Below are 26,034 nucleotides of genomic sequence, written 5' to 3'. Positions count from 1 at the left end.
ACCACGGTCTCGGCGAGGGTCGCCAGATCGCCGACCAGGGTCAGGAGGCACGCCCGGGCGGCGTCGGCGCGCGGGGGAGCGCACTGTCGTCCGGTATTCATCCGCGGAGGGGGCGCCGGCACGTCCGGGTCGCCGCGCCGGTCCTCCGAGCAGGCGCGGTGCCGGCTACCACAGCGCCGCCCGCCTGTGCACGGGGTGGCCCCGGAGGCGCGGCTCGCCTGGGATGGAGGGGAGCGGCCCGATCCGGGTGCCGCGGACGGAGGAGCCATGCCCGACCAGTACACGTTCACGAACCCCGCCACCCAGTACCCGGATGTGACTCCGCCGGTCCAGCAGCAGCCCGAGCCCGGGCTGCAGTCGCGGATGACCCCGGTGCCGGACCTCGGCGAGGAGAGCTACCGCGGCACCGGCCGGCTCGAGGGCCGCCGCGCGCTCATCACGGGAGCCGACTCCGGGATCGGCGCCGCCGTGGCCATCGCCTTCGCCCGCGAGGGGGCCGACGTCGCCCTCGCCTACCTCCCGAGCGAGGAGGAGGACGCGCAGCACGTGATCGGGCTGATCCGTGCGGAGGGACGCACCGCCGTGCCGATCCCCGGCGATCTCACGAGTGCCGAGTACTGCACGCGGCTCGTGGCGGAGGCGGTCGAGGGCCTCGGCGGGCTCGACGCGGTGGTCAATGTGGCCGGCAAGCAGATCTGGAAGGAGGACCTGCTCGACATCACCGACGAGCAGTTCGAGGCGACCTTCGCGGTCAACGTCTTCGCTCCGTTCCGGATCATCCGCGCGGCCCTCCCCCACCTGCCCGCGGGCGCCACCATCATCAACACGGCGTCGGCGGAGGCGCACAAGCCCGCCCCCGACCTCAGGACACCGTGAACCCTCAGGACACCGCGAAAGCCCCTGCCTTCCCCTGGATCGGCCTGCTCACGCTCGCCGGCGCCGTCTTCGTCTCCGTGACGAGCGAGTTCCTCCCGACCGGGCTCATCCCCGACATGTCGCGCGACCTCGGCGTGAGCATCTCGCTCACCGGCCAGCTCGTCACGATCTTCGCCGCGACCGTCGTCGTCGCGACGACTCCGCTGACCCTCGTGACCCAGCGCTTCTCGCGCAAGAGCCTCCTCCTCGTGGCGCTGTGCACCATCGCGGTCGCCAACGTCCTCGCCGCGCTCGCCCCCACCTTCGGGCTGCTCATCGGCGCCCGCATCCTCGGCGGGCTCGCCCACGGCCTCTTCTGGGCGATCGTCGCCGCCTACTCCGCGCATCTCGTCGCTCCGGAGCAGCTCGGCCGCGCGACCGCGATCACGGCGGGCGGCGGATCCGCGGCCTTCGTCCTCGGCGTCCCCCTGGGCACGGCGCTCGGGCACGCGTTCGGCTGGCGGCCCACCTTCGCGATCCTCGGCGGCGTCGTGCTCGTGCTCGCGCTGATCGTGGTGAAGTTCCTGCCCGCGGTCGACCACCACATCCCGCTGCGGACCGGCGAGATCCGCCTGCCCGCGCGGAAGGACCGGACGCTCCCCCGCATCATCGGCGTCTGCGTCGTCATCCTGCTGGTGCTGATCGGCCAGAACACCCTCTCGACCTACATCACGCCCTGGCTCGAGAACGCCTCCTTCGCCCCCGACACGGTGCCGCTCGTGCTCTTCGCGTTCGGCGGCGCAGGGGCGGTCGGACTCGTCCTGGCCGGCTTCGCGACCGACCGGTTCCCCCGCTCGGGCTTCGTGGTCGCCGCGATCGCGGTCGTCCTGGCGCTCGCGTGCCTGGCCGTCGCCGCAGGCACCGGCGCCGCCACGGCCGTGGTCGTCGCCGCCGTGATCTGGAACATCGCGTTCGGCGGCATCCCGGCGATGCTGCAGACCCGGATGCTGCGCACCTCCTCCTTCCAGCTGCGGAGCCTCGCCGCGGCGCTCCAGACGACGGCGTTCAACATCGGCATCGGCGGCGGCGCGGTCGTCGGCGGACTGGCGATCGACGCGAGCGGGCTCGACGTGCTGCCGTGGGTCGCGATCGTCATCGTCGCCGTGGGGCTCGTCGTCAGCCTGATCGTCGACGCCCGGGCGACGGCGGCGGTGCGGGCGGAGGCGGTCCCTACTCGCTGATCGCGTCCACAACGGCCTCCAGCTTCGTGAACACGGCGGTGTTCCTGCGCTGTCAGCACGGCAGCCTTCTTCGGTCGTGAGCACGGCAGCCTTCCTCAGTCGTGGACACGGCGGCCTCCGGCTTCGTGAACACGGCGGCGTTCCGCCGAGGCGAACACCGGGATGTCGTCCGCACGGACGACGCGGCGCCCCGGGGAGCAGGGGATACGGTCGAGGGATGAGAGACGGAACCCGATGAGCCCGAGCACCCTCGAGCCGCCGCTGACCCTCCCCTACTACGGGGCTCCGCCGATGGCGGCGCTCCGCCGCTTCTTCGGCAACTACCTCCGCTTCCGCGGGAGGGCGAGCCGGGCCGAGTACTGGTGGATCATCCTCCTCGGCAGCGTCCTCACGGGGCTGCTGCAGCTGGCCGACGGCGGTCCGTGGCGCCTCGACTTCACGCTGACCCCGTACCCGAGCGGCGCGCCGTTCCAGACCTTCTGGGTGTCGCTCGCCGCGGGCGCCATCGCGCTGGCGACGTTCCTCCCGTCGCTCTCGCTGATCTGGCGGCGACTGCACGACGTGAACCGCAGCGGGCTGTGGATCCTCGCGATCCTCATGCCGATCGCCGGCTACGTGTTCCTGCTGATCCTGTTCGTGCTGCCGCCGCGGCCGGAGGGCGCGCGGTTCGACTGAGCGGCGGACGCGTCGGCGGTGGAGTGCCGGACCCGGCCGACGAGTCGGCAGTGCGGCTCGCCTGCCGCCCGCAGGACGACGCCCGTTCTCGCATCAACCGCAGGAACCGTGATGCGCCCGAGCCCCAGGGTCGTGTAACCGGCTTCCTTCTCACCGGTGACCCTGGACGTGCCGATCGCGAGACAGATCATTGACCAAGCGAGAGCGGCGAAGAACAGCACTAGCTGCACGAAAAGGGGCAGACGCGATCCCGGAGGAAGGACCGCGAACCCGACGAAGAGCCAGATACAGGCGATCGCCTGGGCGAGAGTTCCCACCCGGTGCTGAGAACACGTGTAAGCGCAGACCAACCGGGCAGCACTTCCACCCTTTCCGGCACCAGCGCAGGTACCCTCTCCGCCCCCGACATCACGCGCCCTCCGTCGGCGGCGCCAGGGCGACAGCGCCAGCGGCGCGCGCATCAGCCCGCTGCACCGCCCGATAGATCGTCGACCGCGCTACCTTGAACTCCGCCGCGAACTCGGCAACGGTGCAGTTCCCGGCACGATGCTCTGCGACCAGATGCGCCTCGATCTTCGGCGACAGCTTCGGCTGACGGCCACGCAGACGCCCCTTGGCCTTCGCGACCTTCATCCCCTCACGAGTGCGGGCACGAATCAGATCCCCCTCGAACTCCGCGACCATCGCGAGCACGTTGAACAGCAGCCGGCCGATCGGATCCTCCGGATCGTGGACCGATCCCCCGATGCTGAGCTTCACCCCGCGGCGGGTCAGCTCATCAACGATGTCGCGAGGGTCTGTGATGGACCGCGCGAGCCGGTCGAGCTTCGTCACGAGCAGAGTCGATCCGGCGTCGCATGCCGCCAGCGCTTCCCGCAGCGCGGGACGCTCGCGGTTCCGGCCCGTCAGACCGGAATCGACGTAGATCCGATCGGATGGGATGCCGGCCGCCCGGAGCACGTCGCGCTACGCGGTCGCATCCTGCTTGTCGGTTGAGACGCGGGCGTATCCCACGAGCGACCGTGCGCTCAGTGTGTCAGTTGACGCCCCACCATCGGGCATCTCATCGGGCGGGTCTCTTGCGACAAACAGCGCCGCGAGATTCCGGTCTCATGCGCGGCCATCCTGGGCGGCCGGACGACGACCCCTCATCGGACGCCGGACGCATCGACGCACTAGCCCTCCGAGGCTCGCGCCGCACTACCGTCGAATGCGCCCGCCCAAGGCACCCCTAATCCAGTAAGGGGGTGTCCTGCCCGCAGCACGGTGAGGGTGGCAGCCCGTTCGAGCCGGGCCGGGTCAGAGGAGCCTCGCGCTGCGGGCGCGAGGCTCCCGCTCGACGCGGAGAGCGATTCCCTATCGGTACGCATGTCCAAATCCTCGCGCATCGAACAGGGGCCGGAGAGGCTCCTCGACGCCGGAGCGGCTGTCCTCATCTACTCCGGAGGTGTCCGTTAGGGGGACTTGGGTTCAGCCGGTCGTTGCAATACCACCGTGAGTCGGAGTGTTGGCGATGGGATCGAAGTTGAAGCAGCGTGCCCGGGGTGGCGCGGTTCTGGGAGCTGCCGAGGGAAGGGTCGAGTCGGTCGGCGGCCCGTGATGCTGTCGGCGTGCCGGTGAAGAGCCGCTCAACGGAGCAATCAGCTGCTTTCCGTCCGTCGCCTCGCAGGGGGTGTCTGCTCGGATCTTATGCTTGATTCGTCACATTGTTTAGTGGTTCAGTATCGCGTCGACGTTTTCGGTCGTTCCGTATCCCACCATTCGATGAGGTTGGCGTGCAAGATTAGCGCGAAGGCTTCGACTGCAAGGTCGCCTCCGGTGGTCAGGGAATCGATTGCGGCAGGGTCCCACTGGTCGAGATTCACTACCTCGTCAGTGGAGGTGGGTGTAGCTCGAATGGTTGTGTCAACGCTCCATCCGTTTGAGCTGTGGGTTGCGGTAGCCGCGATGACGTCGTACGGGGTGGAGTAGTGGCGGCGCATCCACCCCACGACGTCGGCGAGGTCGCGGGTGTCGGTCAATCGTTCTCGATCGGGGTGTAGACGGGGCATCCGGTCCCGTAGGGCGGTTGGATGATGGGTGCGGCGGTGGTGCTGCTGGTAGATCGGGTGTTTATGGTGCTGTCGATTTTGTAGGCGTTGACGACGCCGATGGGGTTAGCGAGGGGATCGGAGCCGTTGTAGGCGTTATATCCGAAGAGAACGAAGTAGACGGGTGTGCAGTTCGCGTCGTAGAGCGTCTTAGAGCCTAAGCTCCCGGGTGCGTAGAGGCCGTAGCTGAGTGTCTGCTGAATATCGAAGTTGGTGTCCGCGTCAAAGTGGCCGCGAGCGATGATGTGATTCAGTCCGAACCGGGAATTTCCGCAACGCAGCGGCAAGTCCCCCTGGTCGTTGCTGTAGCTGCCGAGCGAGTGGTCGTACGTCTGTCCGTCGCAGGAATGAGTGTTCAGTCCTGGTACGTCAGCCTGAGCGGCAGGTGCGACAACCGTACCCAGGACGAGCGCAACGAACACCGTGGCGATTTTGCCAGCGGACCGATTTCGTGAGGTGTGCATGACTATTACGACCTTCATCCAAGTCCCCGCGCTCACCCCTTGTGAGCGGTCGTCGTGCACGTCTAGGCCTACTCCGCATAGCTCGGCAATACAACCCTGGGTGTTGCCGACACCCGGGCTTGGCAGCGGGACACGCATGCCCTTCGAAGATCATCAGTGGGACAGTGTTCGTGGCAGCGAGCTGCAAGTTGGCGTCTGCGGGAGGGCCGTTCCCCGCACCAGCCCGGCGCGCGGGATGCGCCGCGCGCGGGCGCGGGCGGCAGCGTTCCGCAGGACAGCCGCTCGCGGCCATCACTGCTACTGCAGCGACCAGCGCCAGTTCCGAGCGCAGTAGGAACATCCCGCGCGGATGTCCTCCGGCCCGAACGTCGGAGTAATGATCGACGGTGCGAGCTTCACCGCCACAGGCTTCGCGGGACGATACCGCTGCCCGCAGACGTCTAGGCGCCCGGCCAACCATCCCCATACGGGACGTCGGCCGCGCGGCGGAAGCCAACCATTTAGAACTTGGACGGCGTTCCTGAGACGTTCCGCGCCCGACCGGCCATGTCCATAGTGAAGAGCAAGGTCTGCTCGAGGAGGAAACGATGGACGACGACGGATTCGATGAGTTCCTGGCCCGCTCGGGACGTAGTCCGATAGGTGGGCTCGCGTCTCGCACTGTTATTGAGGACCTGGTGTCCGCCACCGCGGAGAGCGCGACACCACGGCGTCCGTGGTGGCGTCGCCCGCTTCTAATCCTCCCCGTGATCGGTGTCCTCGCCGCGACGACAGCCGGGGCCGTCGTCTTCACCGTGGGATTCGATGCGGACGCGATCGTCCCGATCAACTACACGACCGACTCGGGTCGACAGGTCAGCTGTCACTACGCGGTCGAGGCCGGCATCGGCGGCACGAGCGACCCGGCAGCGGTAAAGGACTTCATCGCTGAGCACGACTGGTCAGGGATCGGCCAGCGCGTCTACGAAGAAGCCCTCGCACATCCCTACATCCCACGGAACAGCGAAGAGACCGCCGGCCTCACGCAGGCCAACCTCGACAAGTTCTCGTTCGGGGCGGCTCTGACCACGGTGATCTGGGCCGAAGTCCCCGACGAACTGGTGCCCGAGGACATGCTGAGCGGAGCCGAATCCGACTGCGAAGGAGAACTGCGGTGACCCTGGACGACCAGCTGTCATCGAAAGCCTCCTCGACGCGGCGAGGCGACGACGAGCGCGCCAGACGGGTGGAGCTCCTGCTTCTCGCCCAGGCGGAACCGCTACTGCGCTACTTCTCCCGCCGAGCTCCCCTGGATGACGCCCCCGACCTCCTCAGCGAGACCATGCTCACAGTCTGGCGCCGCGCGAAAGACGTACCCGCCGGCAACGAAGGGACGCTCTGGATCTACGGGGTCGCACGCCGAGTCCTCGCTACTCACCACCGCTCGAATCGCCGCCGAACCAGCCTCGTTGACCGCCTCCGAGACCAGATTGTCGTTCACAACCCGGCCCACGACCAGCTGGACGACATCAGCGCGCACCTCCACCACCTCATCGAGAGGTTGCCCGCCGTTGATCGCGACATCATCGGCTTGGTCCACTGGGAAGGCTTCACCCTCGAAGAAGCCGCACGCATCCTCGAGAAAAACCCCTCCACGATCCGGACCCGAAACGCGCGACTTCGACAACAGCTGAAGTCGGAACTCCAAGCCGAGGTCTAGCTCCGTCAGATGGCCATCCCCTTACGGGACAGACTCTCGACTGATTCCATCGTCGCGTCGTCAATTCGGGGTCCTGCCGGACATGTACAGAGTGAAGGCCACTCGAGCGCACAGGAGCAGATCATGACCACCGAACCTCACGACGCGGGCAGCGATCGGGCGATGAACGCGCTCCTGGACGAATCGGCGCCGCCGACCCCACTGGCGGAAGCCGTCTCCGACTCCTCTCTTCGAGAGATGATTCGCGGAGCGGAGTGGAACGCGCGACGCGGCAGGCGACAGGCGACGCCTCGTGCGCTCGTGATCGGGACCGTCGTCGCTCTCACGCTGGGCGGCACGGGTGCAGCAGCGGCAGCGACGCTCTCGGGGTGGGAGCCGTGGGTGGCGAATCCGGATTCCGTTGTCCACTTCACCCTGCCCAGCGGAAGAGAATGCGAGCTCCGAAGCGTCGCCAAGGAAGGCGACCCGGAGGACATCAAGGAGATGCAGGACGTGCTTCGCACCACCGACGTGCTCGCCCTCGCGGACGTCGACGGCGAGCTTGCTCGGATCGTCGCCCGGGACGTGACCGTCCGCGGCGACGACGGCGACACCGTGGTGCCCGCGACCGAGTTGTACTCCGAAGATGAGCTGTACCGCCAAGCCGTGGAGGGCGCGATCATCAACGTCGTCTGGGACGAGCTCGAAGATCGAGGAGTGGTCGATCCCGTCACCGGATCGGATCTCTCCTTCGGAAGCCAGGACGACTGCGCAAAATTCACCCAGGCAGACCTCACACAGTGAGCCGCCGCGACACCCGAGCCGATCGCGTGGTCACGATCCTCGACGCCACAGCCCGTGACCTTCTGAACTACCTCGAACGCCGAGTCGGCGCCGACGACGCTCCCGACGCGCTCTCCGAGACAATGACGATCGCGTGGCGCCGATCGTCATCCATGCCCCTGCCGGACGAGGACGCCCGCCTCTGGCTGTTCGTGGTCGCGCGGAACGTCGTCCTGAACACCAGCAGGACACGCCGGCGCCAAGACCTCCTCGCCGAGAAGCTCCGCGGCACCATCGACCCCACCGTCGTGATCGCAGAACCCTCCGACATCGCCCTCGACGTACGGGCAGCTCTGGACAAGCTCGCTCCAGAGCTCGCAGAGCTCGTGCGACTGGTGCACTGGGACGGATTCTCTCTCAGCGAGGCAGCTCAGATCGTCTCCGTCCCGCCGTCAACGGCGCGCAGTCGGTACCAGAAGGCGAAGCGCGAGCTCGGTGACCTGCTGTCCCCGCAGCCCTCGGAACGAGCACTTAGGTCTGCAGAGAAACGCTGGGTCTGACGCGCTAGCCCATCGGCTATCGAGACAAGTTCCGGCAGCGGCGGGGGTGTCGGACCACGCGGCCGTTGGCGAGAACCGCACATTGCGAGCCGTATTTCCTGAGTCCGACGACCCACGTCTGAGCGATCCGTCCGACCAGGCTGTGACCATGACTGAATCGCCCATCACTCGATCAACTCTTCTCCACCAGTCGCTTGCAGGCGGCATGGACGTGTCCCACGTCGAGGTGCGCCGAATCTCAATCGCAGCTGGCACGAAGGGCGGTGCTCACGTTCACAACGGCCCTGTCTTCGGAGCCATCGAAAGGGGGTCGGTCACATTCCAGATCGGTGAGGAGGCACAAACCACCCTTCGCGCCGGCGACGTCTTCTACGAGCCTGCCGGGGTCATCGTCTCCAAGTTCGACACCACGAGCGAAGACGTCGTGTTCATCGGCTACTTCCTCCTGGCGGACGGGGCAGCACCCGAGATCGAGTTCACTGCGCAGGACTGACCGCTAGCCCGTCCCCGTACGGGCGGCCTCCCGCGACGGGCCGGCACTCATCGAAGCGGAGGCGCGGCGACCCTGAGCTGTCACCGACTCCGCTTCACGTGTCGAATCAGGACCGCGGAGCAGCGAGGAACGACGACGATGCACGTCCACTTGTCATTCGCTCCGGCCCGGTTGTCCTGCGCCGTCGGCTGCTCTAGCGTTCGACAGGTGGACACTGGGAGATCGACCTCGACCGACTCGAGCACGGTCGTGTCGTGGGTCGCGCTCGCATCGGCCGGCGTCGCCGCCGCGATGCTCTGGATCGCGGACACCGTCTGGTACGGGATCCCCGACTCGAGTGGCCCCGCCGTCAGTCTGCTCTTCCTCGGCGGATGGGGTCTGCTCGCGTGCGCCGTGCTGCTCGCAGTCGGCGTGCTCATCCATCTGGCGCCCTCAGCGATGAATCGACGTGGAGTACGCCCCCTCGAGTTCGTGCTACCGGCCGCCACAGTCGTCCTCGTCGCGGGGATCCTGCTCTCACATCCGCTGGCGGGGAGCGCTGTCGCCTGATCCGCGTCAGCGTCGGCTCTCGGGTATCGCCGGCGCCTTCCGGCGGGCACGCCTCCGCCGACGATGACGGCGGCCGATCTCCTGAGCGCGATCACCGCGAGGATTCAGGAGAAGAGCGGGACGCGGCGGACCCTTCCCGTGCGGATGGTCGGCGGTCCTCGTTGCCTACCCCGGGCCGGCAATCAGAACTCTGGGCACTCCGGCCCGGCATCCGACCGCACGAGTAGCCTCTACGCCGACCGCCAGCCCTCCGCCGCACAGGTCCGCCGACTCACCCACTGAACTTGACCGCAGAGCAGCCCAATGTGCGCACCCGGCCAAGAATCCCCTGACGAGACAAGCCAGCCGGCTCAGCAACTGACGTCGGTACGCTCTCGGTCATGCGGTGTTCATCAGAACCTGCAACATTTTCGATATGGCACAGAGCTCTCTTGCGGGCAAATTCTCACCGGCTCGGCGGCGCGTCATATGGATCGTTGCCGCGGCCGTCGCGGGAGTCGCCATGACCGTCGCGTTCATGCTCTGGATCGCCTACACGCAGATCACCGACTACCCGACATACGACCTCGCCTACGCCGGAGCGTTCAGAGCTGGCGTCATCGCCTCGATGACCATCGCGCTGCTCGCTCTCGTCACCGGCATCGTGGCGCGATATGGGCGACGTGGCACCGAGCGGCCAAGCCGTTCTGTGCAGGAAGTCTCTCCGCGCAGGTAGGCCTCGACCGCAATCAGCGATTGAAACGCCCCACCATCGCCTCACTCACGGCTGAGCTCGACGCACTCAGCCGGCGACTGGCCCAAGCTCCGCTCACGGCGTCCGACTTTCACGTGCCGCTCCCCGCAGCGGATCCGTCCTCGACACGTCTCACCGACGCGCGACTCGCTGACGCGCTGAACGGTTCTGATTCATGGTGTGTTCACCGACGTGCCGGACCATGATCCTCATGGGAGCACGAGAACTGGCATGGGGGATTCTGGCGTGGCCGATCGTTGCGGTCCTCGCGCTGCTGCGGACTGCGGGCAGCTGGGATGTCTCGGGCGGGTCCGCAGCAGGGATCGTCGCGGGCACGGCGGCTGCGTTCGCTGTCGCGGGCGCTCTCCTGTGGCTTCCCTCCAGTCTCTGGCTCGACCGGCGGACACGCCGCTTCCCGCGCATCGGGCAGGTAGCCGCGTTCCTGGGTCTGGGACTCGTGATCGGCGCCGCCGCCTCCACCGCGCTGGTACTCGCGTCGGGAAACGCGACCTGGCCCTCCTCCGCGGGCCTCATCACGGAATACGCGGTCACAGCAGGCATCGCCTCTCTCCTCGGCCGGCTCCTCGCCGCGACCCTTCGCGCGAAGAGACTGCCGATCCTTCCAACGGCGGCGAATCGCGTGACCCGCTGAACGATCGGTCGGTGTCGAGACAGGTCTCCTGTCGACTACGGTGAACCCGTCATGGTCGTTCGGCAGCTCCTTCTTCGCCGCGACGGGTCCTAGTCCGGTAGGCGCCCCCGTCGCGGTGGTCGTGCTGCCTGCGCACCTCCCCTTCGCACGGAGCGCTCATGACCACCCTCTCCTCGCCGTCCGACACCTCTCTGATCTGGCGCCGCAACCTCCTCGTGTGCGCGCTCGGCTCGTTCACGACCATCGTCGGCATGACACTGATCCTGCCGATCCTCCCCCTCTACGTCCGTGACCTCGGCGTCTCCGACCCGGCCGCAGTGACCCTCTGGTCGGGGATCGCCTACGCGGCCACCTTCTTCACCGCCGCACTCACCGCCCCGCTGTGGGGACACCTCGGCGACCGCTTCGGTCGCAAGCCGATGCTGATCCGCGCGAGCCTCGGGATGGCGATCGCCATGTCCCTGATCGGGCTGGCGCAGGATGTCACACAGCTCGTCCTGCTGCGCCTGCTCGTCGGGCTGCTCGGCGGCTACGCCTCCGGATCGACCATCCTCGTCGCCGCCCAGACCCCGAAGGAGCGCTCCGCTTGGGCGCTGGGCGTGCTGTCCTCCGCGATCATGGCCGGCACGATCGCCGGTCCGCTGATCGGCGGCACCCTCGCCCAGGTCATCGGCGTCGAGGGAGCGTTCCTCGCGACCGGGGCACTGATCTTCCTCGCGTTCCTCGGCACGACCCTGTTCCTCAAGGAGGTCCCGCGTTCGAGAACGGAACCGTCGAACGCGAAGCGATCCAGCTCCTGGGCCACCGTCCCGCACAAAGCACCGGTCCTCGCTCTCCTCAGCCTGTCGACGCTGCTCATGTTCGCCACGATCTCAGTCGAACCGATCATCGCCGAGCACATCCATGCCCTGACCGGCTCGACGGACGACATCGCGATCTCCGCTGCCGTGGTCTTCTCACTCACCGCGTTCGGCACGATCCTCTCCGCCCCCAACCTCGGCCGACTGGCCGACCGGATCGGACACCTCCACGTCCTCACCCTGAGCCTGACCGCCGCGACGGTCCTCCTCGTCGCTCAGTTCTTCGCTGCCGACCTGGTCTCGTTCGCGATCCTGCGGTTCCTGACCGGGATCGCGCTCGGCGGCATCACCCCCACTGTCGTCGCCACCATCCGCAGACTCCTCCCCGACACGAGCGTCGGACTCGTGCTCGGATACAACGTCTCCGCGCAGTACATCGGCCAGGTCGCCGGCCCCGTCCTCGCAGGGTGGCTCGGCGGAGTCGCCGGAACGAGCTCCGTGTTCCTCGCCACCGCCCTGGTGACCGCCGTCGGGCTCCTCACCGCGACCGGCATCCGCCGCTCCTTCACGCGACGACTCGACCAGTGAGCCCGACCACGCCTCGGAACTTGTCCGACGGCTGCCTCGATAGCCTCAGCGTGTGAAGATCCGAGCCGGCTCGCCTGACGATCGCAGGCCCTGCATCGACCTGTGGCTGCAGGCACTCAGAGCACGAGACGGATGCAGTCAGGACGACGCGGTCGCCGAGAGGGCTCGAGCGAAGTTCCACCGGCCTCTCGTGCGGTTCGCCGTCATCGGCTCGGATCCCCGCGGGTTCGCTCTCACCGTCGACGCAGGCGATCGTCCCGGCCGACACAGCGCGCTGCTCGAACTGCTCGCCGTCGCACCGAGCGAGACAGGGCACGGACTCGGACGGATACTGCTCGACGACGCGATCCAGACCGCTACTCAGCTCGGCTACCTCGTCCTGAAGTTGCACGTCCGCGCCGGAAACGATCGGGCAGAAAAGCTCTACAAGGCGTCCGGCTTCGAGCCTCACGGGGATCCCGCGCCGCATCCGCTCGGTGGTCATCCGATGATCGCGTACGCGCGGACGCTGGCTCACGTCAGCAATTGAGAACAACCGGTCACCGATCCCCGTGCGGGGTACCTCCCGCGACCGGATCGCACGCGCACACAAGGCTCGTCGAGCGGTCGGAACGTGGAATCCTCGTCCCATGATCGTGAGCGACGGACAGGCCTGCGCCCCAGGGGACCTCGACGTGCTCACCGACCGACTCCGACTGTGCCGGCCCGCCGAAACCGACCTCGACGAGCTGTCCCGCCTCTACACCGATCCGCGGATCGCGGAAGAAGATCCGCTCCTCCTCCATCTCTCCGCCGATCAGACCCGGGCCGTCATCGCATACCGGAGGACCCAGTGGACACAAGACGGACTCAGCAGCTGGGTGATCCGCCGGCGCGACTCCCCCACGGACAACCATGATCTGATCGGGATGGGTGGATGCACCCTCCTCTCCGACGCGGCCTGGAACGTGGCGTTCACCCTCCACCCCGACCACTGGGGAAAGGGCTACGCGCAGGAAGTCGCCCTCACCGGCATCGAACTCGCCCATTCACTCCGACCGGAGCTGCCCGTCACCGCGGTCGTCGCAGAACGCAACGCACGCTCCCGCCGCACCATCGAGCGACTCGGCCTTCAGCGGAGGTGGGAAGGTCCGGATGCGCACAGCACGGACCCGACCGCTCGGGTTGTCCTCCACGCCGACCGCCAGCTCTCCGCCGAACAGGTCCGCCGACTCACCAGCTGAACCCGGCCGCAGCGCGGCCTCATCAGCCGGCCAGGGATCCGTTACGGAACCGTCAATGGTAACGAGGCGATAAGTGAACATGTTTCTGCGTCAAGACAATGGATCTGTCGCAGTGGAGCATCCGCATACGTGTCAGTTCTCGAGGTCCTCTGCACAGATCTTCAATGTCGTCTGCACAACTACCGGAGCCGTCATTCAGAGCGTACGCCGGCGTCGGCGAGCTGCGTCTAGGTGCTCTTGCGCCCGAGGACGCGGAGGCCGTCCGGTCGTACCTCACCGGTGGGTGAGACGTGGCGGTAGAGCGTCTGGCGGGAGATGCCGAGTTCTTTGCAGAGGGCGCCGATGTTCGTTTCCGGCTTGCCCATCGATGCCATGGCGAGTCGCACCTTGGCGGGCGTCATGGTGAACGGGCGCCCGCCGACCCGACCGCGTGCTCGAGCGGACGCGAGGCCCGCCATGGTTCGTTCGGAGATGAGCTCGCGCTCGAACTCGGCGAGGGCCGCGAAGATCCCAAAGACCAGCTTGCCGGCGGCGGTGGTCGTGTCGATCGCCGCGCCCTGACCCGTGAGCACTTTCAGCCCGATGCCGCGGGCGGTGAGGTCATGGACGGTGTTCACGAGGTGGTGAAGGTCGCGTCCGAGCCGGTCGAGCTTCCACACCACGAGCGTGTCGCCTTCGCGGAGCGCTTTCAGGCACGACAGCAAACCCGGCCGATCATCCTTCCGGCCGGACGCGAGGTCGGAGTAGAGCTGCGCGTCATCGACGCCGGCCGCGAGTAGCGCGTCGCGCTGCGGGTCGGTGGTCTGCGTTCCATCGGTCTTTGAGACGCGCATGTATCCGACGAGCATCGCGGACCCCTGTCACTTATACGGCCGAATACGTGACAAGCCAGCGTCAACCCGGCGCGCCGAGCAGTGTTGTCCTATAACTTGTCACTCATTCTACGACTCGTGAAAGGGTCGGGCTCGGGGTTCTGTGACGACCGATGCTAGGCGAGGGACGATGATCTCCGTGACTTCGCTGGTGCCATTACCGGGTTTTGATTCCCAGGCCCACGTCTCCTTCATTCGAAGCAGCCCAGTTGGGTCGAGAATAATCTCGGAGACGCAGGATCCCGTCGAGGTCTCGCCGTCCTCGTTGAGCTGGCAGTAGCGGAACGCCACCGTGTCACCGGTTCGAGTGCCGACAAGGAATCCCCGCCGGACTGCGCCGCCGGCGTAGGTGGCCCACACCTCGCCGTCCGCTTCGTGGTAGTCGAAGACAGTCTCAGGTCCTACTTCGCCGCCGACTGTGTCGCGGACAGCCGCGAAGCGGTAACCGTCAAGAGAGGGCAATGAGCTCGATGCGTTCATAGGAAAAGACTAGGGACGAAGTGACGGCAACTCCGGGGCAGGGGATCTACCGCGTCCAGTGCAACATCTCCGGCGAGGAAGATCATGCGCGAGCCGGCGGGAACTGTCGCGGCGTACGCATACTGCGCTGCGCCGGAGAGGCTGTTGGAGCGGATGAGGCTCACTACTGAAGTCACTGGCGTCACGCTCCGCTGTCGTCGGCCCAACGAGTCTTCCACGGCCGGGCACCAGATCGGCCCGGTGAACCATCCCCAAACGGGACACCGCCGGATCAGCGGTGCTGCACCCAGATGTTCGGCTCCACGTAGATCCCCTCATCCGCGTCGCGGTCGACGCGCAGCGTCGAGAGGCCGCCCGGGATGACGTACTCCCCCGACGCCGGCAGGACCATCCCGGTCCACTCCTCCCACTGGGCGACGGTGCCGGTCATCACCTGCGACCGAGGGGCGACGTCGAGGACGCTCGCGCCCATCCGCACGTGCGTGCGCAGCCACGGATCCAGCGGCAGCCCGTCCCCCCGGGTCCAGGCCGCGTAGACGTCGATCGGGGTCAGCGGGTACCGCGGTTTCATCGTCGGGCGCAGCGGCACGATCACGTGCTCGTAGCCGCCGGTGACGCTGAGGTCGCGGAACGCGCCGAGCAGCGTCCCGGCGAGGCCGGCGCCGGTGCGGTCTGGGTGCACCTGCGCGGCGCAGACGACGAGGGTCGTCGCCTCGTCCTCCTCTTCGAGCGCCCTGCGGAGGGAGTCGCCGTACCCGGCGGGCAAACCCTCGCGGGTGCCGTGCCACCGGATCGGCACCGCCCAGCCGGCGGCGACCGGCACGTCCTCATCGAGGACCACGAGCTCGAACCGGGTGAATCGCTGGCGGACGTGCGGCAGGTGCTCCTCCGCGAGGCGGTCGGCGGAGATGAACGCCGGCCACCCCGAGCTGAACAGCGCCTCCATCTGCGCCTCGTCGCGTCGGCGCGCGTTGAGTACTTCTACTGACGTCATGGTCACAGTGTGCGCCGCTCGCCGCCGCGGGCGCCGCCCACAGGACCGGCTTCCGCCCCGTCAGGATCTTCGTTTCGTCAGCTGGCGGCGTTCACCGGGCAGATCAGGGCAACTGGCCCCCTCCTCATATGGGAATGCCCTCGTGGCGTCCTTGAAGCAGTTTCTGGAACGCGTCAGATCCGCGTCCTGACAGCGATCGAGAGGGTCTTTCACTGCAGCCCTGTCGGGATCACGAGGAGGCAGCTACCGGAGTATGAGAAGCAGACACACCCACTTGAGTGTGGCTAACCATCCAGGCGCTCCGGCGCCAACTACGCCCTTCGGGGCAGCGAGGAACAAGAGAATGATCGACCCAGCACCACGCGGCCGGCACCGTACAAGTACCCCACGGAGAAGAGAACGACGACTATCGATCCCGTGGGGCCTTCTCTACGTGATCGGGCGGGATCACGTCTGGCCGTGGCTTCGGGAGCACGTCTGGCCGAACGTCGAAGAGCACGTCATGCCCGCTCTACGGTGGCTAATCGCCGTCCTTTTCGGGGGATGACGGCGATGCATGGGGGTGCCCACTCCCCACCAAGCCGGATTACGCCGCGCGGATCTGCCAGGTGACGCCGAGACGGCGACGTGCTCTGTCGAGTTGGGTCCGGTGCATCGGCTTGGCTTGCGCGTCGTCGGCTGCTATCTGAGCGAGGAGCAGCATGAGGGCTTGGACCCGCATCCACGTCTCGCCCTGGTCCCAGTCCGCTTCCCACAGGAGCTTCACGCCGTACGGGTTTCCCTCGTTCTCGGGCGCTATGGCGAGGTAGACGTCCGCCACGCTGGACGTGCCGTGCGAGTAGAGCCCCAGCGTCCGGTACATCGCGTAGATCTGGGGACCTCCGGCGATCGCTCGGCACCGCTGCTCGAAGCTGCGCGTGCTCTTGGCGCGGGCATCCCGATTCTCCTCCTCGTCCAGTCGACGGATCACGTCGGACAGGTCAGCGAGGCCGAGGTCGGTCACCTCCTTGAAGGTCTGGCGCCGGTTCTTCGTGTCTACTGCGCTCAGCGCCGCTCCACCGTCATCGGTGACCAGTAGCCAGGCCGCGTTCATCGCGCATTCCATCGTCTGCCTGATGAGGGGCATGGCTTCGAGGTCGTGTCCTGCTCCGTGCAGCAGGAGGACCGCTCGCGAGAGGCGCGCGGCGTGGTGCGCGAAAGTCCACACCTGGATTGCGTTCGAGGGGTGCAGGCCGTCCTTCGGCGCGAACCGGCGGGAGCTGAGCTTGTCCCAGAGAGTCAGGAGCCGTTGCGTCTCGACCGTGCCGTCAGGGTGGTTGGGGCTCATTCCTCGAATCTAGGGGCGAGGCCGGCCAGCTGGCCGGCCAGGCGCAGGGGGTGGAGATTCCTCCTGAGGACCTTGGACACGTCCAGGGTCCGGTGGGAGGGTGGGCGCATGTCGAAGCCTCGGACCAAGCTCGCGCGTGCTGCGCTGATCAGCAACGGGATGGTCTGGTTCGGGCTGTCGTTCATGCTCTTCGCGATCGCCGGTGAGCAGACGTACGCGGCGTTCACCGGTGAGTGGTTCAACGTGCTCGGGTGGGTGCTGATCGTCGCCGTGGCCGCCGGCCTGGCGGTCGTCGGGGTGATCGAGAACCGCAACATTCGGGCGGGGAAGAAGTACAAGCCGCGTCCTCGCCGCTGACTACCGCTCGAGCGCGCGTGGCCGTTCCACGCGCGTGATCGGGGGGTCGAGGGGGCTCTCCCCCTCGTGCGGGCCGGCCCGTTTCGGGTCGGCCCGCGCACGCGCTCAGAGGGTGAGCGTGTGGAGGATCAGGGTGGTGGAGCCGATGGGCTTTGGGAAGTCGGTGTAGTCGAGGGTCGCGCGGGGGTTGCTGATGAGGTCGAGGGCGATCAGTTCCTCCTCGGACTCGTCCGTCATGTCGCCGGGCTCTTCGTCCCATTCGCGGAGGACCTGGCGGTCGGCGTCGAGGACTTTCCACAGTCCCCAGACGTGGGCGATGGGGCCGGTCGTCTCGTATGTGAAGACGAGGGCGGTCGCGGTGGGCCAGCCGTAGGCGGCCGCGGCGACGATCAGCGCTCGCGTTGCGGCGGTGGTCGCGTCGGCGTCGCCGGACGCGGCCGCGGCGTCGACGGCGACTTCGGCTGCTCGCAGCGTCGGGTCGTCCTGGTACGGGTCGAATCGGTGGGCGGGGCGGGTTGCGGTGGTCGTGGTGGTCATGGTCGGGCCTTCCTGTGCAGCAGTGGGAGAAGAGGAGGGGCGGGGACCGGCGCGGGCCGGTCCCCGCCGGGAGGGGGCTAGCTGAGCCCTGCGGCGTCGGCGGGGGTGCTGTCGCCGGTGACGACCTGCTCGACCGGGGACAGCGCGTATCCCCAGGCGGCGAGCTGGCGGAAGTGCTCGGCCGTGCGCTCGTCGCCGCGGCGCCAGGGCTCCTTGCTCGTGTGCGCCTCCTGGCCTTCGAGGACGACGGCCAGCGCGACCAGGCGGGCCTTCGCGGGGTTCGCCTCGACGAGCGCTGCGAGGGCGTCGGCGCGGTAGCCGGAGGGGCGCTCGATGCGCAGCAGCGCGTGCGCGAGGTCGCTGCCGCCCGTCATCCCGGAGGACACCGCGAACCGGTGGGTGGTGAGGCCGAGAGCGATGATGCGATCCGCGTCCTTGGGGAGGGTCTTGCGGGCGAGGAAGGTCGCGATCCACTCGCGGCGCACCTTCTCGGCCGCGTTCCACGCCTTGTTGTTGGCGATGAGCACTTTGCGCTCCGCGGACTTCTCGGCGCGCTCCTCCTCGGCCTCCTCCTCGGTCTGCGGCTGCTCGGGGGCTCCGTAGGCGTAGGTGAATCCGGCGGCGGTCGGGTCCTGAACCAGGAGCGTGACCTCGACCTCGCCGCGCCAGCTGGTGTCGATGAGCACTCCGCGGCCGGGAGCGGCGGCGACCTGCTCGGGGGTGACGCTCTTCCCGTCCTCGCCGCGCAGCTGCCGGATGGGCGTCCACGTCGCCTGGTCGCCGTAGGCGTCGGAGCGGGTGAGGATCTGGAAGCCGTTGCCGGTGTACTCGGCGGCGGTCGCCGCGAGGAGCCCCTGGTGCGCGGCCTCGTCGCGGAGGGTCTGCGCGGTGTGCTCGAACTGGGCCGGGTCGTGGGTGGCGACCTCGATCAGGGTCGCGCGGGCGTCGGCGTCGTCCTCGAACTCCAACAGCACCGCCGCCTGGTCCAGGGTCAGCTCGTGCTCGTGCAGAACGGACGTGACGGTCGCGGACTCCGCGACCGCAAGCCCCTTCTTCACGGCGTCGGTCTTGGTGCCGGTGCGCTTGGCGATCGCTGCGGCGGTGACGCCCTCGAACGCGAGCTGCGCCCACGCGGCGGTGCGGTCCGCGACGCTCAGCTCGGCGCGCTGGTCGTTCTCGATGATCTGCTGAACGATCCGGTACTTCCGAGCCGCCAGCAATCAGTCAGGTCGACGAACCGGTCGTCAGGCCGGCCCCTACGCGCACCAGTCGCGCGACCGCCCGTTGACGCTGCGCGCGGTGTCGCCGGTGCCGAGGTCGACGAGCACGGTCGAGGTCGCGCTGAAGCCCGGCTCGCCCGGGTAGTCGTCCGGCCGGCCCTCGACCGAGACGGTCTCGACCGCGAGGTACTGCCCGTTCGGCGAGAGGCAGACGCCGCGGATGCGCCCCGTCGGCGAGGTGCGGAACACCTCCGAGGTGCCGGACGCGTCGACGCGGACGACGGAGTACTGGGTCGCCCCCGTCTCCGGCGCGTACTCGGCCTCGAGCTCGACGTAGCTCCCGGAATCGAGGAGCAGGATCTGCACGGGCGACGCGGTCGCGCTCACGTCCGCCGGCGGGAGGGCGAGCGTCTCGACCGAGCCGTCGGCCAGGTCGATCAGCGAGCCCGACTCCGGATCGGCGACCACGAGCCGGTTCGCGCCGGGCACGAATCCGCGCAGCTCCGCGTGCTGCCCGAGCGGGCTGATCGAGCCGGGCGTCAGCAGGTCGAGCAGGAGCACCGTGTCGTCGAGCGAGTGGGTGACGACCGAAGTGGTGCCGGGCACGAACATCCAGTCGCGCGCCCGCAGCGGCCCGCCGTCGATCCCGACCACGGGGACCGCCTCGGCCTTCTGGTCGGTGAGGTCGTAGGAGTAGAGGGCGCGGTCGAGCGGGCCCGACGGCGCCTGCCCGGTGAAGGTCCAGCCGAGCACGCCCTTCTCGGGCGAGGAGTGCAGCTCGCGCACGGTCCCGGGGCCGGGGAGCGGGATGACGCCCTCGGAGCCGGTGTCGAGCGTGACCGTGCGGAGGAGGTTCGTGTCGTCCGGCTCGATGGTCACGACGACCAGCACCGGGCCGACGACGGCGTAGTCCTGGATCCGGTCGGCCGTGACGAGGACCCGGGCGTCGCCTCCGGAGAGCGGGCGGACGCGGACGGCGTCGGGCTGCGAGGGGTCGTCGGCGGTGCGGTCGAGCGTGAAGAGGTCGGGGTCCTTCGTGGTGAAGGAGGCGGAGACGTCGGCGGCCGAGCCGGTCGCGGCGCTGCGGGCGTCGTCGATCCCGATCTCGTAGCGGGTGGCGTAGCGGAGGGTGTCGGTGAACGTGACGGTGAGCACGCCGCCGTCGAGCTCGGCGGTGTGCGGGGCGTCCGGAGCGACGCGGACGCGGTCGAGTGCGTCGGGCTCGAGAGCCTGGTCGAGGTGCAGGCGGGCTCGGGAGCCGTCGCGCTCGACCACGCCGTCGGTGCTGACCTCGAGGGAGGCGACCCGGGGCCCCTTCGCGACGGTGGCGGCGGTCAGGCATCCGACCGCGAGGACGAGCACCGCGACGACCGCCCAGAACAGGCGGGGGAAGCGGGAGGCGCCTGCGGAGTCGAGGCCGGGAGCCCGCCGCGCGCCGCCATCGGCCCGTCGCCCGCTCTGCGCCGATGTGCGGCCGCCGGGAGACGCGCCGGACTCGGGAGACGCGCCGGGCTCCGGAGACGCGCCGCGCTCAGTAGACATACGGCATCGCCGGCTCGTCGATCGGAGTGAGCGCCTCCGGCTCCAGCACGACCGCCTCGGCGCTGGTGACGCTCGGGTTCGCGCCGAAGCCGCCGCTCGCCTCCAGCCACTGCCCCTCCGACCAGGTGTCGGCCCAGCCGGCCTGGTAGACCGGCACGCCCACCGGCTGCGCGTCCACCGCGCAGCAGGTGACGACGAAGCGGGCGATGTAGAAGACGTTCTCGGGGTCGGAGGCGTCGGGGGTCACGAATCCGCTCACCGTCGCCGTGCGGCCGGCGAGGAACTGCTCGCTCGCGCCCTGACGCAGCAGGGTCGCCCAGTCGCGCACGCTGAACGACGCCGTGTCACCGGTGGGCGCCGCGGCGGTCACGGAGGCGTCGACGGCGCTGGTGTTGACCTCGCGCTGCGTCGCGGTCGAGGCGGTGAGGGCGGCCGGCGGGAGCACGAGCAGGGCGACGGCGGCGGAGGCGATCACCGCGACTCCGGCCGCGACCGCGACCACCCGGCGCCAGGGGCGGGCGGGCGCGGGGGCGTGGAGGTGCTCGACGTCGTCCTCGTGCTCGTGGGCGTCCTCCTCCGCTCCCGGCACGACCGCGAACGCCGCGATCAGCAGCACTCCGGCGATCACGGCGAGCACCACCGAGAACTCGAAGTAGCGGGGGTGGATGTAGAGGCCGAGCCGGCCGGTCGCCGCGAGCCACAAAGTCGAGACGACGCCGATCAGGCTGAGGACGACGCCCTTCCAGCGGGCGAGGAGGCGCTCAGAGCGCATAGTTCACCGCCAGTCCCAGCACGGCCGCGGCGAGGGCGACCAGCACGGTGACGCGCACCAGCGTCGTGGCCGAGAACGTGGTGCGGAGCAGCGCGAGCATCTTGACGTCGATCATCGGGCCGAAGACGAGGAAGGCGATGATGCCTCCCGGCAGGAACGTGGAGCCGAACGAGAGCACGAAGAACGCGTCGACGTTCGAGCAGATCGAGATGACGAACGCGAGCACCATCAGCGCCAGCACCGACCAGAGCGGGTCGCCGCCGAGAGTGGTCAGCACGTCGCGCGAGACGCCGACCTGGATCAGCCCCGCGATGGCGGCGCCGACGAACAGCGCCGGCATCATCGCCCCGGTCTCCTCGGCGAACAGCAGCACGCTGCGCCGGGAGCGGTCGCGGAGGGAGCGGGAGGGCCGCTCGCCCGCCTCGCAGGCAGCGCGGAAGCGGTCGGTGAGCAGGCTCATCGGCTCGGAGTGGCGGCTGAAGATCCAGCCGACGAGGTTCGCGATCACGAAGCCGCCGACGATGCGCCAGACGAGGATCCCGTCGGCCCAGCCGAAGGCCTGGTAGGTCGTGACGATGGTGATCGGATTCACGATCGGCGCGGCCAGGAGGAACGTCATCGACTCCGACACCGAGAGGCCCTTGACGATCAGCCCGCGCGCGAGCGGCACGTTGCCGCACTCGCAGACCGGGAGGAGCACGCCGAGCAGCGAGATCACGAGCCGCCGCGGGAGCGCCCGCTTGGGCAGGATCCTCAGCAGCACGGCCTCGGGCACCCACAGCTGCACCGCGATCGAGAGGACGATGCCGAGGAACACGAACGGCAGCGACTCGATGACGACGCTGATCGAGAGGGTGAGGAAGTCGCGCACCGCGTCCGAGAGGGCGTCGCCCGCCGCGTCCGGGGCGAGCAGGCGCGTCGCCACGAGGACAGCGACCAGGGCGAGCCCGAGGAGCGGCCCGCGCCGCGACCGCCGGGCGCCCGGGGACGCGCGGGTCGGGGCGGCGAGCGCGGATTCGGGGGACATCCCGACCCATCGTAGGCGGGGCTCTGTGTGGGCCGGCGCGGGGCGCGGCCGGTCGGCACGGAGCCGCCGGGCGCCGCCCGGGCGCGCGAGAACTCGGAAGTGGCCGTACTCGAGCGCGAGTACCGCGACTTCTGCGTGCTCGCGGTGTCGACTGCGCCGGACCCGGCGAGTGTGAGCCCGACCCCGCGAGGTCCGGCCGCCCGCGAGTGTCCGATGGTCGTCGCACTCGCGCTCGAGTGCGACGGCTTCTGGACACTCGGTGCGAGGGCGCGCGCCGAGGGTCGAGGGAGGCGGTCGCGGCACTCGCGGAGAAGCCCTCCGGGTGCAGGATGAGCGCATGCCCGCCTCCCCCGCGCACCCCCTCCGCGTGCGGATGCAGCCGCGCGCGATCGACGAGGCGCACCGCGTCTCGAGTCCGCTCGAGCTGCTCGTCGACCTGACCTTCGTCGTCGCGATCGCGCAGATCGCCCAGCAGCTCGCCCACGCGACCGAGGAGGGGCACCTCGCCGAGGGGCTCCTCCCCTTCGGCATGGTGTTCTTCGCGATCTGGTGGGCGTGGATGAACTTCACCTGGTTCGCCTCCGGGTACGACACCGACGACGTGCCCTACCGGCTTCTGACCCTCGCCCAGATGGGCGGCGTCCTGGTGCTCGCGGCGGGAGTGCCGGCCGGCTTCGAGGAGGGCGACTACCGGGCGATCACCATCGGCTACGCGATCATGCGGTTCGCGCTGGTGAGCCAGTGGATCCGCGTCGCCGTGTCCACTCCGGAGCACCGCACCTCCGCCGTGCGCAACGCCGTCGGCTTCTCGATCGTGCAGGTCGGCTGGCTGCTGCGGCTGCTCCTGCCCGAGGAGGTCGGGGTGGTGAGCTTCCTGCTCCTGGTGGTCTGCGAGCTGGCGGTGCCCCTCTGGGCGCAGCGGGCGGGGGACGCGAACTGGCATCCGCACCACGTCGCCGAGCGGTACGGGCTGTTCACGATCATCCTGCTCGGCGAGGGCGTCCTCGCGGCGGTGATGGGCGTGCAGCGGGCGGTGACGGAGGCGGGCGTCAGCGCCTCGCTCGTGCTGGTCGCGGCCTGCGGGCTGGTGATCGTGTTCGCGCTGTGGTGGCTGTCGTTCTCGCATCCCTCCGGCGAGCTGCTGGAGCGGCGGCGCGGCCTCTCCTACCGCTGGGGCTACGCGCACTTCGCGGCGTTCGCGGCCCTCGCGGCGCTGGGATCCGGGCTGGAGGCGGCCGTCGCCGCGACCGCGGGCCACCTCGAGGCGTCCGACACAGTGATCGGCGCAGCCGTCGCGGTGCCGGTCGCGGTCTTCGTCCTGACCCTGTGGGCGGTGCACGCGCCGCTCGGCGAGCACCAGCCGATGCCCGCGCGCCTGGCGCTCCCCGGTGTCGCGCTGGCGCTCGCGACTCCGCTCGTGGCGGGGGTGCTCGGCGTGGGCGGTGTGCTGGTCGCGCTGGCCGCGGTCTCGGCGGGGCTGGTCGCCGCGGTGGTGGGGCGCGGGCGCACCGCGGAGTGACGGGGTCGGCGGGCGAGGCGCGTCGCCGTCGCGAGAGGCGCGTTGTGGGGGCGGAGGAGCGGACCGCGCCTCGAGACACAGCCCTCGTCGACGAGTCACCGTCCTGGCGGCGGTGTCCCGGCTGTAGCGGGACGCCTCGACGACCGCATCGCGGCAGCGGCTACCCCCGGCGCGGCAGTGGCTCCGGGCGGCGGGGCACCCAGCAGCGGACTCGCGAGCGGTAGCGCTCGAAGTCGGCTCCGAAGCGGGCGGCGAGGTCCGCCTCCTCCAGCGGGCGCACGGCCTGGTTCCAGACGACGGCGCCGAGGAGCGCGTACAGCACGACCAGCCACGATGAGAGCAGCATCCCGACCGCCGCTCCCTGCACGATGCCGGCGACCGCCATCGGGTTGCGGACCCAGCGGTAGGGGCCGGCGATCACCAGCCGGTTGGTCATCGCGATCGGCAGCGGCGTGCCGTCGCCGAGGAGCGACATCGTGAGCCCCGACCAGATCCCGAGCGCGCTCGCCGCGACCAGCAGCAGGACGCCGACGCCGACGACCGCGGGCGGCGCCGCTCCGAGGCCCACGCCCCAGCGCGACTCCAGCCCAGCGATCACCAGCGGGACGACGACCAGCGCGCCTCCCCAGAACACCACGATCTGCCCGAGGGTCGCGGCGAGGTGCGATCCGGGCCGGCGGCCGGCGGTCCCGACGCGGAAGGTGAAGGGACCGGAGGCGATCCAGCGCGTGGGCACCCGGCCGAGCAGGAGCAGGCACGCCGCGACGACGGAGCCGCCCGCCGCGGCGAGCATCGCGACGACGCCCCAGCCCGCCTCCCCCGTCAGGGTGGCCCAGACGGCCAGGGCGACCGCGACGAGGAGCGTCCAGGCCGTCGCGGTGACGGCCGCCCAGCGGATGCCGGCGGCGGCGAGAGCGGAGGTGCCGACGAACAGCGGGAGGTCGAGAGCCGCGACAGGGACGGGATCGAGGCTGCCGAGCGTCGCGATCCGCACGGCGGGGACGAGCGCCACGGCGACCCACCAGGCCGCTCCGCCGAGGGCCTGCACGGCGAAGTAGAGGCGTCCCCAGGGCATGGCTGCACGGTACTTCATAGCTGAACCCAAGGAACGACCCAGGGCGTTGACGGGCTCGGCGCCCTAGGCTCGGAACCAGTTCCCGCCGCCTCCACGAGAAGCGGCCCACCACGACGCCAAGGACGACGCCGATGAACCGCACGACCGTGATCACCGCACTCGCCTGCGGGCTCCTCCTCACCGCCGCCGCAGCCACTCCCGCTGTCGCCGCGACCTCGGACACCGCCGGGGACTCCACCCGCTCCGTCGACGAGTTCGGCGTTCTCGCCGCGACCGACGGCGACACGCTGCTGATCAACGGGCGCGCCTTCCTCCTCGAGTAGGTCCTCCCCGCCGGGCACGGCCGCGAGGACGCCACTCGCGGCGCCCGCCTCCTGATCCGCCGCTGCGTCGACGTCGACGCCACCCCGGCCGTGTTCCTGGGGGCCGTCATCCAGACCGCCGACGCCGACGACGCCGACATGCTGTCCGCGCTCCCGTCGGTCGTCATCGAGGCCGCCGCCCCCGTTCGCCGAAGCCCGCGCCCCGACGGCCGGTGGGCGAAGCCTCGCCTCGGGCGACCCCGGATCGTCATCCACCCCCACTAGGGTGACGCTACTCATGCCCGGTCCTCCGGCCGTGGACCGGATCCGACACGGATCCCGCGAGGGGTGCCGCCCGGCAGTCGTCTCGCCCGTTCGCGGACCGCCCTCCCCGGGAAGGCTCCGCCTCCCCGCGGCTGGAGTCAGCATGGAGTCCCCCTTCCCCCTCGCGCACCGGCGATCCGGCACCACCGTCGGACTGCTGTCGACCTTCCCGCCCACGCGGTGCGGGCTCGCGACCTTCACCGAGGCCCTCGGCGGAGCACTGGCCGACGAGCACGGCGCCGGCATCCGCACCGTCCGCGTGATGGACGAGCTCGCCGTGCCCGGATCGACGCCCGGCACGA

29 protein-coding genes and 1 pseudogene are annotated in these 26,034 nt (G+C 69.4%); 18 read left to right on the top strand and 12 right to left on the bottom strand.

Annotated elements, in window-relative coordinates:
- Positions 1-267: 267 nt before the first annotated feature.
- The 3 genes and pseudogenes from C5C27_RS08725 to C5C27_RS08715 all read left to right on the top strand — a co-directional run.
- A pseudogene (locus C5C27_RS08725) lies at positions 268-864 on the top strand (SDR family NAD(P)-dependent oxidoreductase); the annotation flags it as partial.
- Positions 865-872: 8 nt separating this feature from the next.
- Entirely contained in the window at positions 873-2,096 is a 1,224-nt protein-coding gene (locus tag C5C27_RS08720; RefSeq protein WP_104314153.1) for an MFS transporter, read from the top strand.
- 234 nt (positions 2,097-2,330) lie between these two features.
- A complete protein-coding gene (locus C5C27_RS08715; protein WP_181133487.1) occupies positions 2,331-2,771 on the top strand; it encodes a DUF805 domain-containing protein in 441 nt (146 codons plus the stop codon).
- A gap of 408 nt (positions 2,772-3,179) precedes the next feature.
- Here C5C27_RS08715 and C5C27_RS08710 read toward each other — a convergent pair whose 3' ends face one another.
- Both C5C27_RS08710 and C5C27_RS08705 read right to left on the bottom strand, forming a co-directional pair.
- Positions 3,180-3,731 (bottom strand): recombinase family protein, encoded by a 552-nt coding sequence (locus C5C27_RS08710; RefSeq protein ID WP_258066564.1) that lies wholly within the window; start codon positions 3,729-3,731, stop codon positions 3,180-3,182.
- A gap of 1,057 nt (positions 3,732-4,788) precedes the next feature.
- A complete protein-coding gene (locus C5C27_RS08705; protein WP_146079638.1) occupies positions 4,789-5,385 on the bottom strand; it encodes a hypothetical protein in 597 nt (198 codons plus the stop codon).
- A 686-nt stretch (positions 5,386-6,071) separates the two neighbouring features.
- Between C5C27_RS08705 and C5C27_RS18000 the strand changes: the two genes are divergently transcribed.
- The 11 genes from C5C27_RS18000 to C5C27_RS08655 all read left to right on the top strand — a co-directional run bounded on the left by C5C27_RS18000 (position 6,072) and on the right by C5C27_RS08655 (position 13,384).
- Complete coding sequence (locus tag C5C27_RS18000) at positions 6,072-6,482, top strand: hypothetical protein (RefSeq protein WP_181133486.1); 411 nt, start codon at positions 6,072-6,074, stop codon at positions 6,480-6,482.
- Positions 6,479-7,024, top strand: coding sequence for an RNA polymerase sigma factor (locus C5C27_RS08700; RefSeq protein WP_181133485.1), 546 nt, complete (start codon positions 6,479-6,481; stop codon positions 7,022-7,024). The genes C5C27_RS18000 and C5C27_RS08700 overlap by 4 nt, the downstream gene beginning before the upstream one ends.
- Before the next feature lie 162 nt (positions 7,025-7,186).
- Entirely contained in the window at positions 7,187-7,807 is a 621-nt protein-coding gene (locus C5C27_RS08695; RefSeq protein WP_146079637.1) for a hypothetical protein, read from the top strand.
- A gap of 26 nt (positions 7,808-7,833) precedes the next feature.
- Positions 7,834-8,346, top strand: a complete 513-nt coding sequence (locus tag C5C27_RS08690; RefSeq protein WP_104314148.1) for an RNA polymerase sigma factor — start codon at positions 7,834-7,836, stop codon at positions 8,344-8,346.
- A 148-nt stretch (positions 8,347-8,494) separates the two neighbouring features.
- A complete protein-coding gene (locus C5C27_RS08685; RefSeq protein ID WP_146076923.1) occupies positions 8,495-8,839 on the top strand; it encodes a cupin domain-containing protein in 345 nt (114 codons plus the stop codon).
- A 207-nt stretch (positions 8,840-9,046) separates the two neighbouring features.
- Positions 9,047-9,388, top strand: a complete 342-nt coding sequence (locus C5C27_RS08680) for a hypothetical protein (protein WP_146079636.1) — start codon at positions 9,047-9,049, stop codon at positions 9,386-9,388.
- A 385-nt stretch (positions 9,389-9,773) separates the two neighbouring features.
- The gene (locus tag C5C27_RS17700; protein WP_146079635.1) at positions 9,774-10,103 is read left to right on the top strand and encodes a hypothetical protein; all 330 of its coding nucleotides are present in this window, start codon (positions 9,774-9,776) and stop codon (positions 10,101-10,103) included.
- A 220-nt stretch (positions 10,104-10,323) separates the two neighbouring features.
- Entirely contained in the window at positions 10,324-10,773 is a 450-nt protein-coding gene (locus C5C27_RS08670) for a hypothetical protein (RefSeq protein WP_104314145.1), read from the top strand.
- Between the two features lie 158 nt (positions 10,774-10,931).
- Positions 10,932-12,161, top strand: a complete 1,230-nt coding sequence (locus tag C5C27_RS08665; RefSeq protein ID WP_104314144.1) for an MFS transporter — start codon at positions 10,932-10,934, stop codon at positions 12,159-12,161.
- A gap of 52 nt (positions 12,162-12,213) precedes the next feature.
- Positions 12,214-12,690: a GNAT family N-acetyltransferase gene (locus C5C27_RS08660; RefSeq protein WP_104314143.1), complete on the top strand. Its 477-nt coding sequence runs from the start codon at positions 12,214-12,216 to the stop codon at positions 12,688-12,690.
- A 100-nt stretch (positions 12,691-12,790) separates the two neighbouring features.
- Positions 12,791-13,384, top strand: a complete 594-nt coding sequence (locus C5C27_RS08655) for a GNAT family N-acetyltransferase (protein ID WP_104314142.1) — start codon at positions 12,791-12,793, stop codon at positions 13,382-13,384.
- A 227-nt stretch (positions 13,385-13,611) separates the two neighbouring features.
- On the opposite strand, the gene C5C27_RS08650 is transcribed toward C5C27_RS08655, so the two are convergent.
- The 4 genes from C5C27_RS08650 to C5C27_RS08630 form a co-directional block, all read right to left on the bottom strand.
- Entirely contained in the window at positions 13,612-14,232 is a 621-nt protein-coding gene (locus C5C27_RS08650) for a recombinase family protein (RefSeq protein ID WP_104250047.1), read from the bottom strand.
- Positions 14,233-14,325: 93 nt separating this feature from the next.
- A complete protein-coding gene (locus C5C27_RS08645) occupies positions 14,326-14,736 on the bottom strand; it encodes a hypothetical protein (protein WP_104314141.1) in 411 nt (136 codons plus the stop codon).
- A 271-nt stretch (positions 14,737-15,007) separates the two neighbouring features.
- Positions 15,008-15,730 (bottom strand): hypothetical protein, encoded by a 723-nt coding sequence (locus C5C27_RS08635; protein WP_104314140.1) that lies wholly within the window; start codon positions 15,728-15,730, stop codon positions 15,008-15,010.
- 586 nt (positions 15,731-16,316) lie between these two features.
- Complete coding sequence (locus tag C5C27_RS08630) at positions 16,317-17,057, bottom strand: DUF5677 domain-containing protein (protein WP_104314139.1); 741 nt, start codon at positions 17,055-17,057, stop codon at positions 16,317-16,319.
- A 108-nt stretch (positions 17,058-17,165) separates the two neighbouring features.
- Here C5C27_RS08630 and C5C27_RS08625 point away from each other — a divergent pair, with 108 nt between their 5' ends.
- Complete coding sequence (locus C5C27_RS08625) at positions 17,166-17,414, top strand: hypothetical protein (protein ID WP_104233598.1); 249 nt, start codon at positions 17,166-17,168, stop codon at positions 17,412-17,414.
- Between the two features lie 105 nt (positions 17,415-17,519).
- Here the strand turns inward: C5C27_RS08625 and C5C27_RS08620 are convergent, their stop codons facing one another.
- The 5 genes from C5C27_RS08620 to C5C27_RS08600 form a co-directional block, all read right to left on the bottom strand.
- Positions 17,520-17,951 (bottom strand): hypothetical protein, encoded by a 432-nt coding sequence (locus tag C5C27_RS08620; protein ID WP_104314138.1) that lies wholly within the window; start codon positions 17,949-17,951, stop codon positions 17,520-17,522.
- 77 nt (positions 17,952-18,028) lie between these two features.
- Entirely contained in the window at positions 18,029-19,171 is a 1,143-nt protein-coding gene (locus tag C5C27_RS08615) for a hypothetical protein (protein ID WP_104314137.1), read from the bottom strand.
- 36 nt (positions 19,172-19,207) lie between these two features.
- Positions 19,208-20,713: a hypothetical protein gene (locus C5C27_RS08610; protein WP_146079634.1), complete on the bottom strand. Its 1,506-nt coding sequence runs from the start codon at positions 20,711-20,713 to the stop codon at positions 19,208-19,210.
- Positions 20,703-21,485 carry a TIGR03943 family putative permease subunit gene (locus tag C5C27_RS08605; RefSeq protein WP_104239565.1) on the bottom strand — a complete coding sequence of 261 codons (783 nt, stop codon included), beginning with the start codon at positions 21,483-21,485 and terminating at the stop codon, positions 20,703-20,705. Before C5C27_RS08605 ends, C5C27_RS08610 begins: the two co-directional genes overlap by 11 nt.
- Complete coding sequence (locus C5C27_RS08600; protein WP_104314135.1) at positions 21,475-22,512, bottom strand: permease; 1,038 nt, start codon at positions 22,510-22,512, stop codon at positions 21,475-21,477. The genes C5C27_RS08605 and C5C27_RS08600 overlap by 11 nt, the downstream gene beginning before the upstream one ends.
- A gap of 337 nt (positions 22,513-22,849) precedes the next feature.
- Between C5C27_RS08600 and C5C27_RS08595 the strand changes: the two genes are divergently transcribed.
- Positions 22,850-24,031, top strand: coding sequence for a low temperature requirement protein A (locus tag C5C27_RS08595; protein ID WP_219813150.1), 1,182 nt, complete (start codon positions 22,850-22,852; stop codon positions 24,029-24,031).
- A 160-nt stretch (positions 24,032-24,191) separates the two neighbouring features.
- Here C5C27_RS08595 and C5C27_RS08590 read toward each other — a convergent pair whose 3' ends face one another.
- Positions 24,192-25,106, bottom strand: coding sequence for an isoprenylcysteine carboxylmethyltransferase family protein (locus C5C27_RS08590; protein WP_104314134.1), 915 nt, complete (start codon positions 25,104-25,106; stop codon positions 24,192-24,194).
- Between the two features lie 131 nt (positions 25,107-25,237).
- On the opposite strand from C5C27_RS08590, the gene C5C27_RS08585 reads away from it, so the two are divergent.
- Together C5C27_RS08585 and C5C27_RS08580 are read left to right on the top strand one after the other, a co-directional pair.
- Positions 25,238-25,429, top strand: a complete 192-nt coding sequence (locus C5C27_RS08585; RefSeq protein WP_104223384.1) for a hypothetical protein — start codon at positions 25,238-25,240, stop codon at positions 25,427-25,429.
- A 406-nt stretch (positions 25,430-25,835) separates the two neighbouring features.
- Positions 25,836-26,034, top strand: a 199-nt coding sequence (locus C5C27_RS08580; protein ID WP_219813149.1) for a hypothetical protein, incomplete at its 3' end; no start/stop codon positions are given.

Origin of the sequence: Rathayibacter sp. AY2B7, assembly GCF_002931635.1 — a bacterium.
Classification (GTDB): domain Bacteria; phylum Actinomycetota; class Actinomycetes; order Actinomycetales; family Microbacteriaceae; genus Rathayibacter.
The sequence above is the reverse complement of the archived record's forward strand: the minus strand, read 5'-3'. Positions and strand labels throughout refer to the sequence as shown.

Coding starts and splice junctions, on each gene's coding strand:
- C5C27_RS08665 (WP_104314144.1), top strand. CDS start 10,932: ATGACCACCCTCTCCTCGCCGTCCGACACCTCTCTGATCTGGCGCCGC.
- C5C27_RS08620 (WP_104314138.1), bottom strand. CDS start 17,951: ATGACCACCACGACCACCGCAACCCGCCCCGCCCACCGATTCGACCCG.
- C5C27_RS08655 (WP_104314142.1), top strand. CDS start 12,791: ATGATCGTGAGCGACGGACAGGCCTGCGCCCCAGGGGACCTCGACGTG.
- C5C27_RS08625 (WP_104233598.1), top strand. CDS start 17,166: ATGTCGAAGCCTCGGACCAAGCTCGCGCGTGCTGCGCTGATCAGCAAC.
- C5C27_RS08685 (WP_146076923.1), top strand. CDS start 8,495: ATGACTGAATCGCCCATCACTCGATCAACTCTTCTCCACCAGTCGCTT.
- C5C27_RS08635 (WP_104314140.1), bottom strand. CDS start 15,730: ATGACGTCAGTAGAAGTACTCAACGCGCGCCGACGCGACGAGGCGCAG.
- C5C27_RS08605 (WP_104239565.1), bottom strand. CDS start 21,485: ATGCGCTCTGAGCGCCTCCTCGCCCGCTGGAAGGGCGTCGTCCTCAGC.
- C5C27_RS08590 (WP_104314134.1), bottom strand. CDS start 25,106: ATGCCCTGGGGACGCCTCTACTTCGCCGTGCAGGCCCTCGGCGGAGCG.
- C5C27_RS08695 (WP_146079637.1), top strand. CDS start 7,187: ATGAACGCGCTCCTGGACGAATCGGCGCCGCCGACCCCACTGGCGGAA.
- C5C27_RS08585 (WP_104223384.1), top strand. CDS start 25,238: ATGAACCGCACGACCGTGATCACCGCACTCGCCTGCGGGCTCCTCCTC.
- C5C27_RS08645 (WP_104314141.1), bottom strand. CDS start 14,736: ATGAACGCATCGAGCTCATTGCCCTCTCTTGACGGTTACCGCTTCGCG.
- C5C27_RS08630 (WP_104314139.1), bottom strand. CDS start 17,057: ATGAGCCCCAACCACCCTGACGGCACGGTCGAGACGCAACGGCTCCTG.
- C5C27_RS08600 (WP_104314135.1), bottom strand. CDS start 22,512: ATGTCCCCCGAATCCGCGCTCGCCGCCCCGACCCGCGCGTCCCCGGGC.
- C5C27_RS08650 (WP_104250047.1), bottom strand. CDS start 14,232: ATGCTCGTCGGATACATGCGCGTCTCAAAGACCGATGGAACGCAGACC.
- C5C27_RS08715 (WP_181133487.1), top strand. CDS start 2,331: ATGAGCCCGAGCACCCTCGAGCCGCCGCTGACCCTCCCCTACTACGGG.
- C5C27_RS08595 (WP_219813150.1), top strand. CDS start 22,850: ATGCCCGCCTCCCCCGCGCACCCCCTCCGCGTGCGGATGCAGCCGCGC.
- C5C27_RS08670 (WP_104314145.1), top strand. CDS start 10,324: ATGATCCTCATGGGAGCACGAGAACTGGCATGGGGGATTCTGGCGTGG.
- C5C27_RS08610 (WP_146079634.1), bottom strand. CDS start 20,713: ATGTCTACTGAGCGCGGCGCGTCTCCGGAGCCCGGCGCGTCTCCCGAG.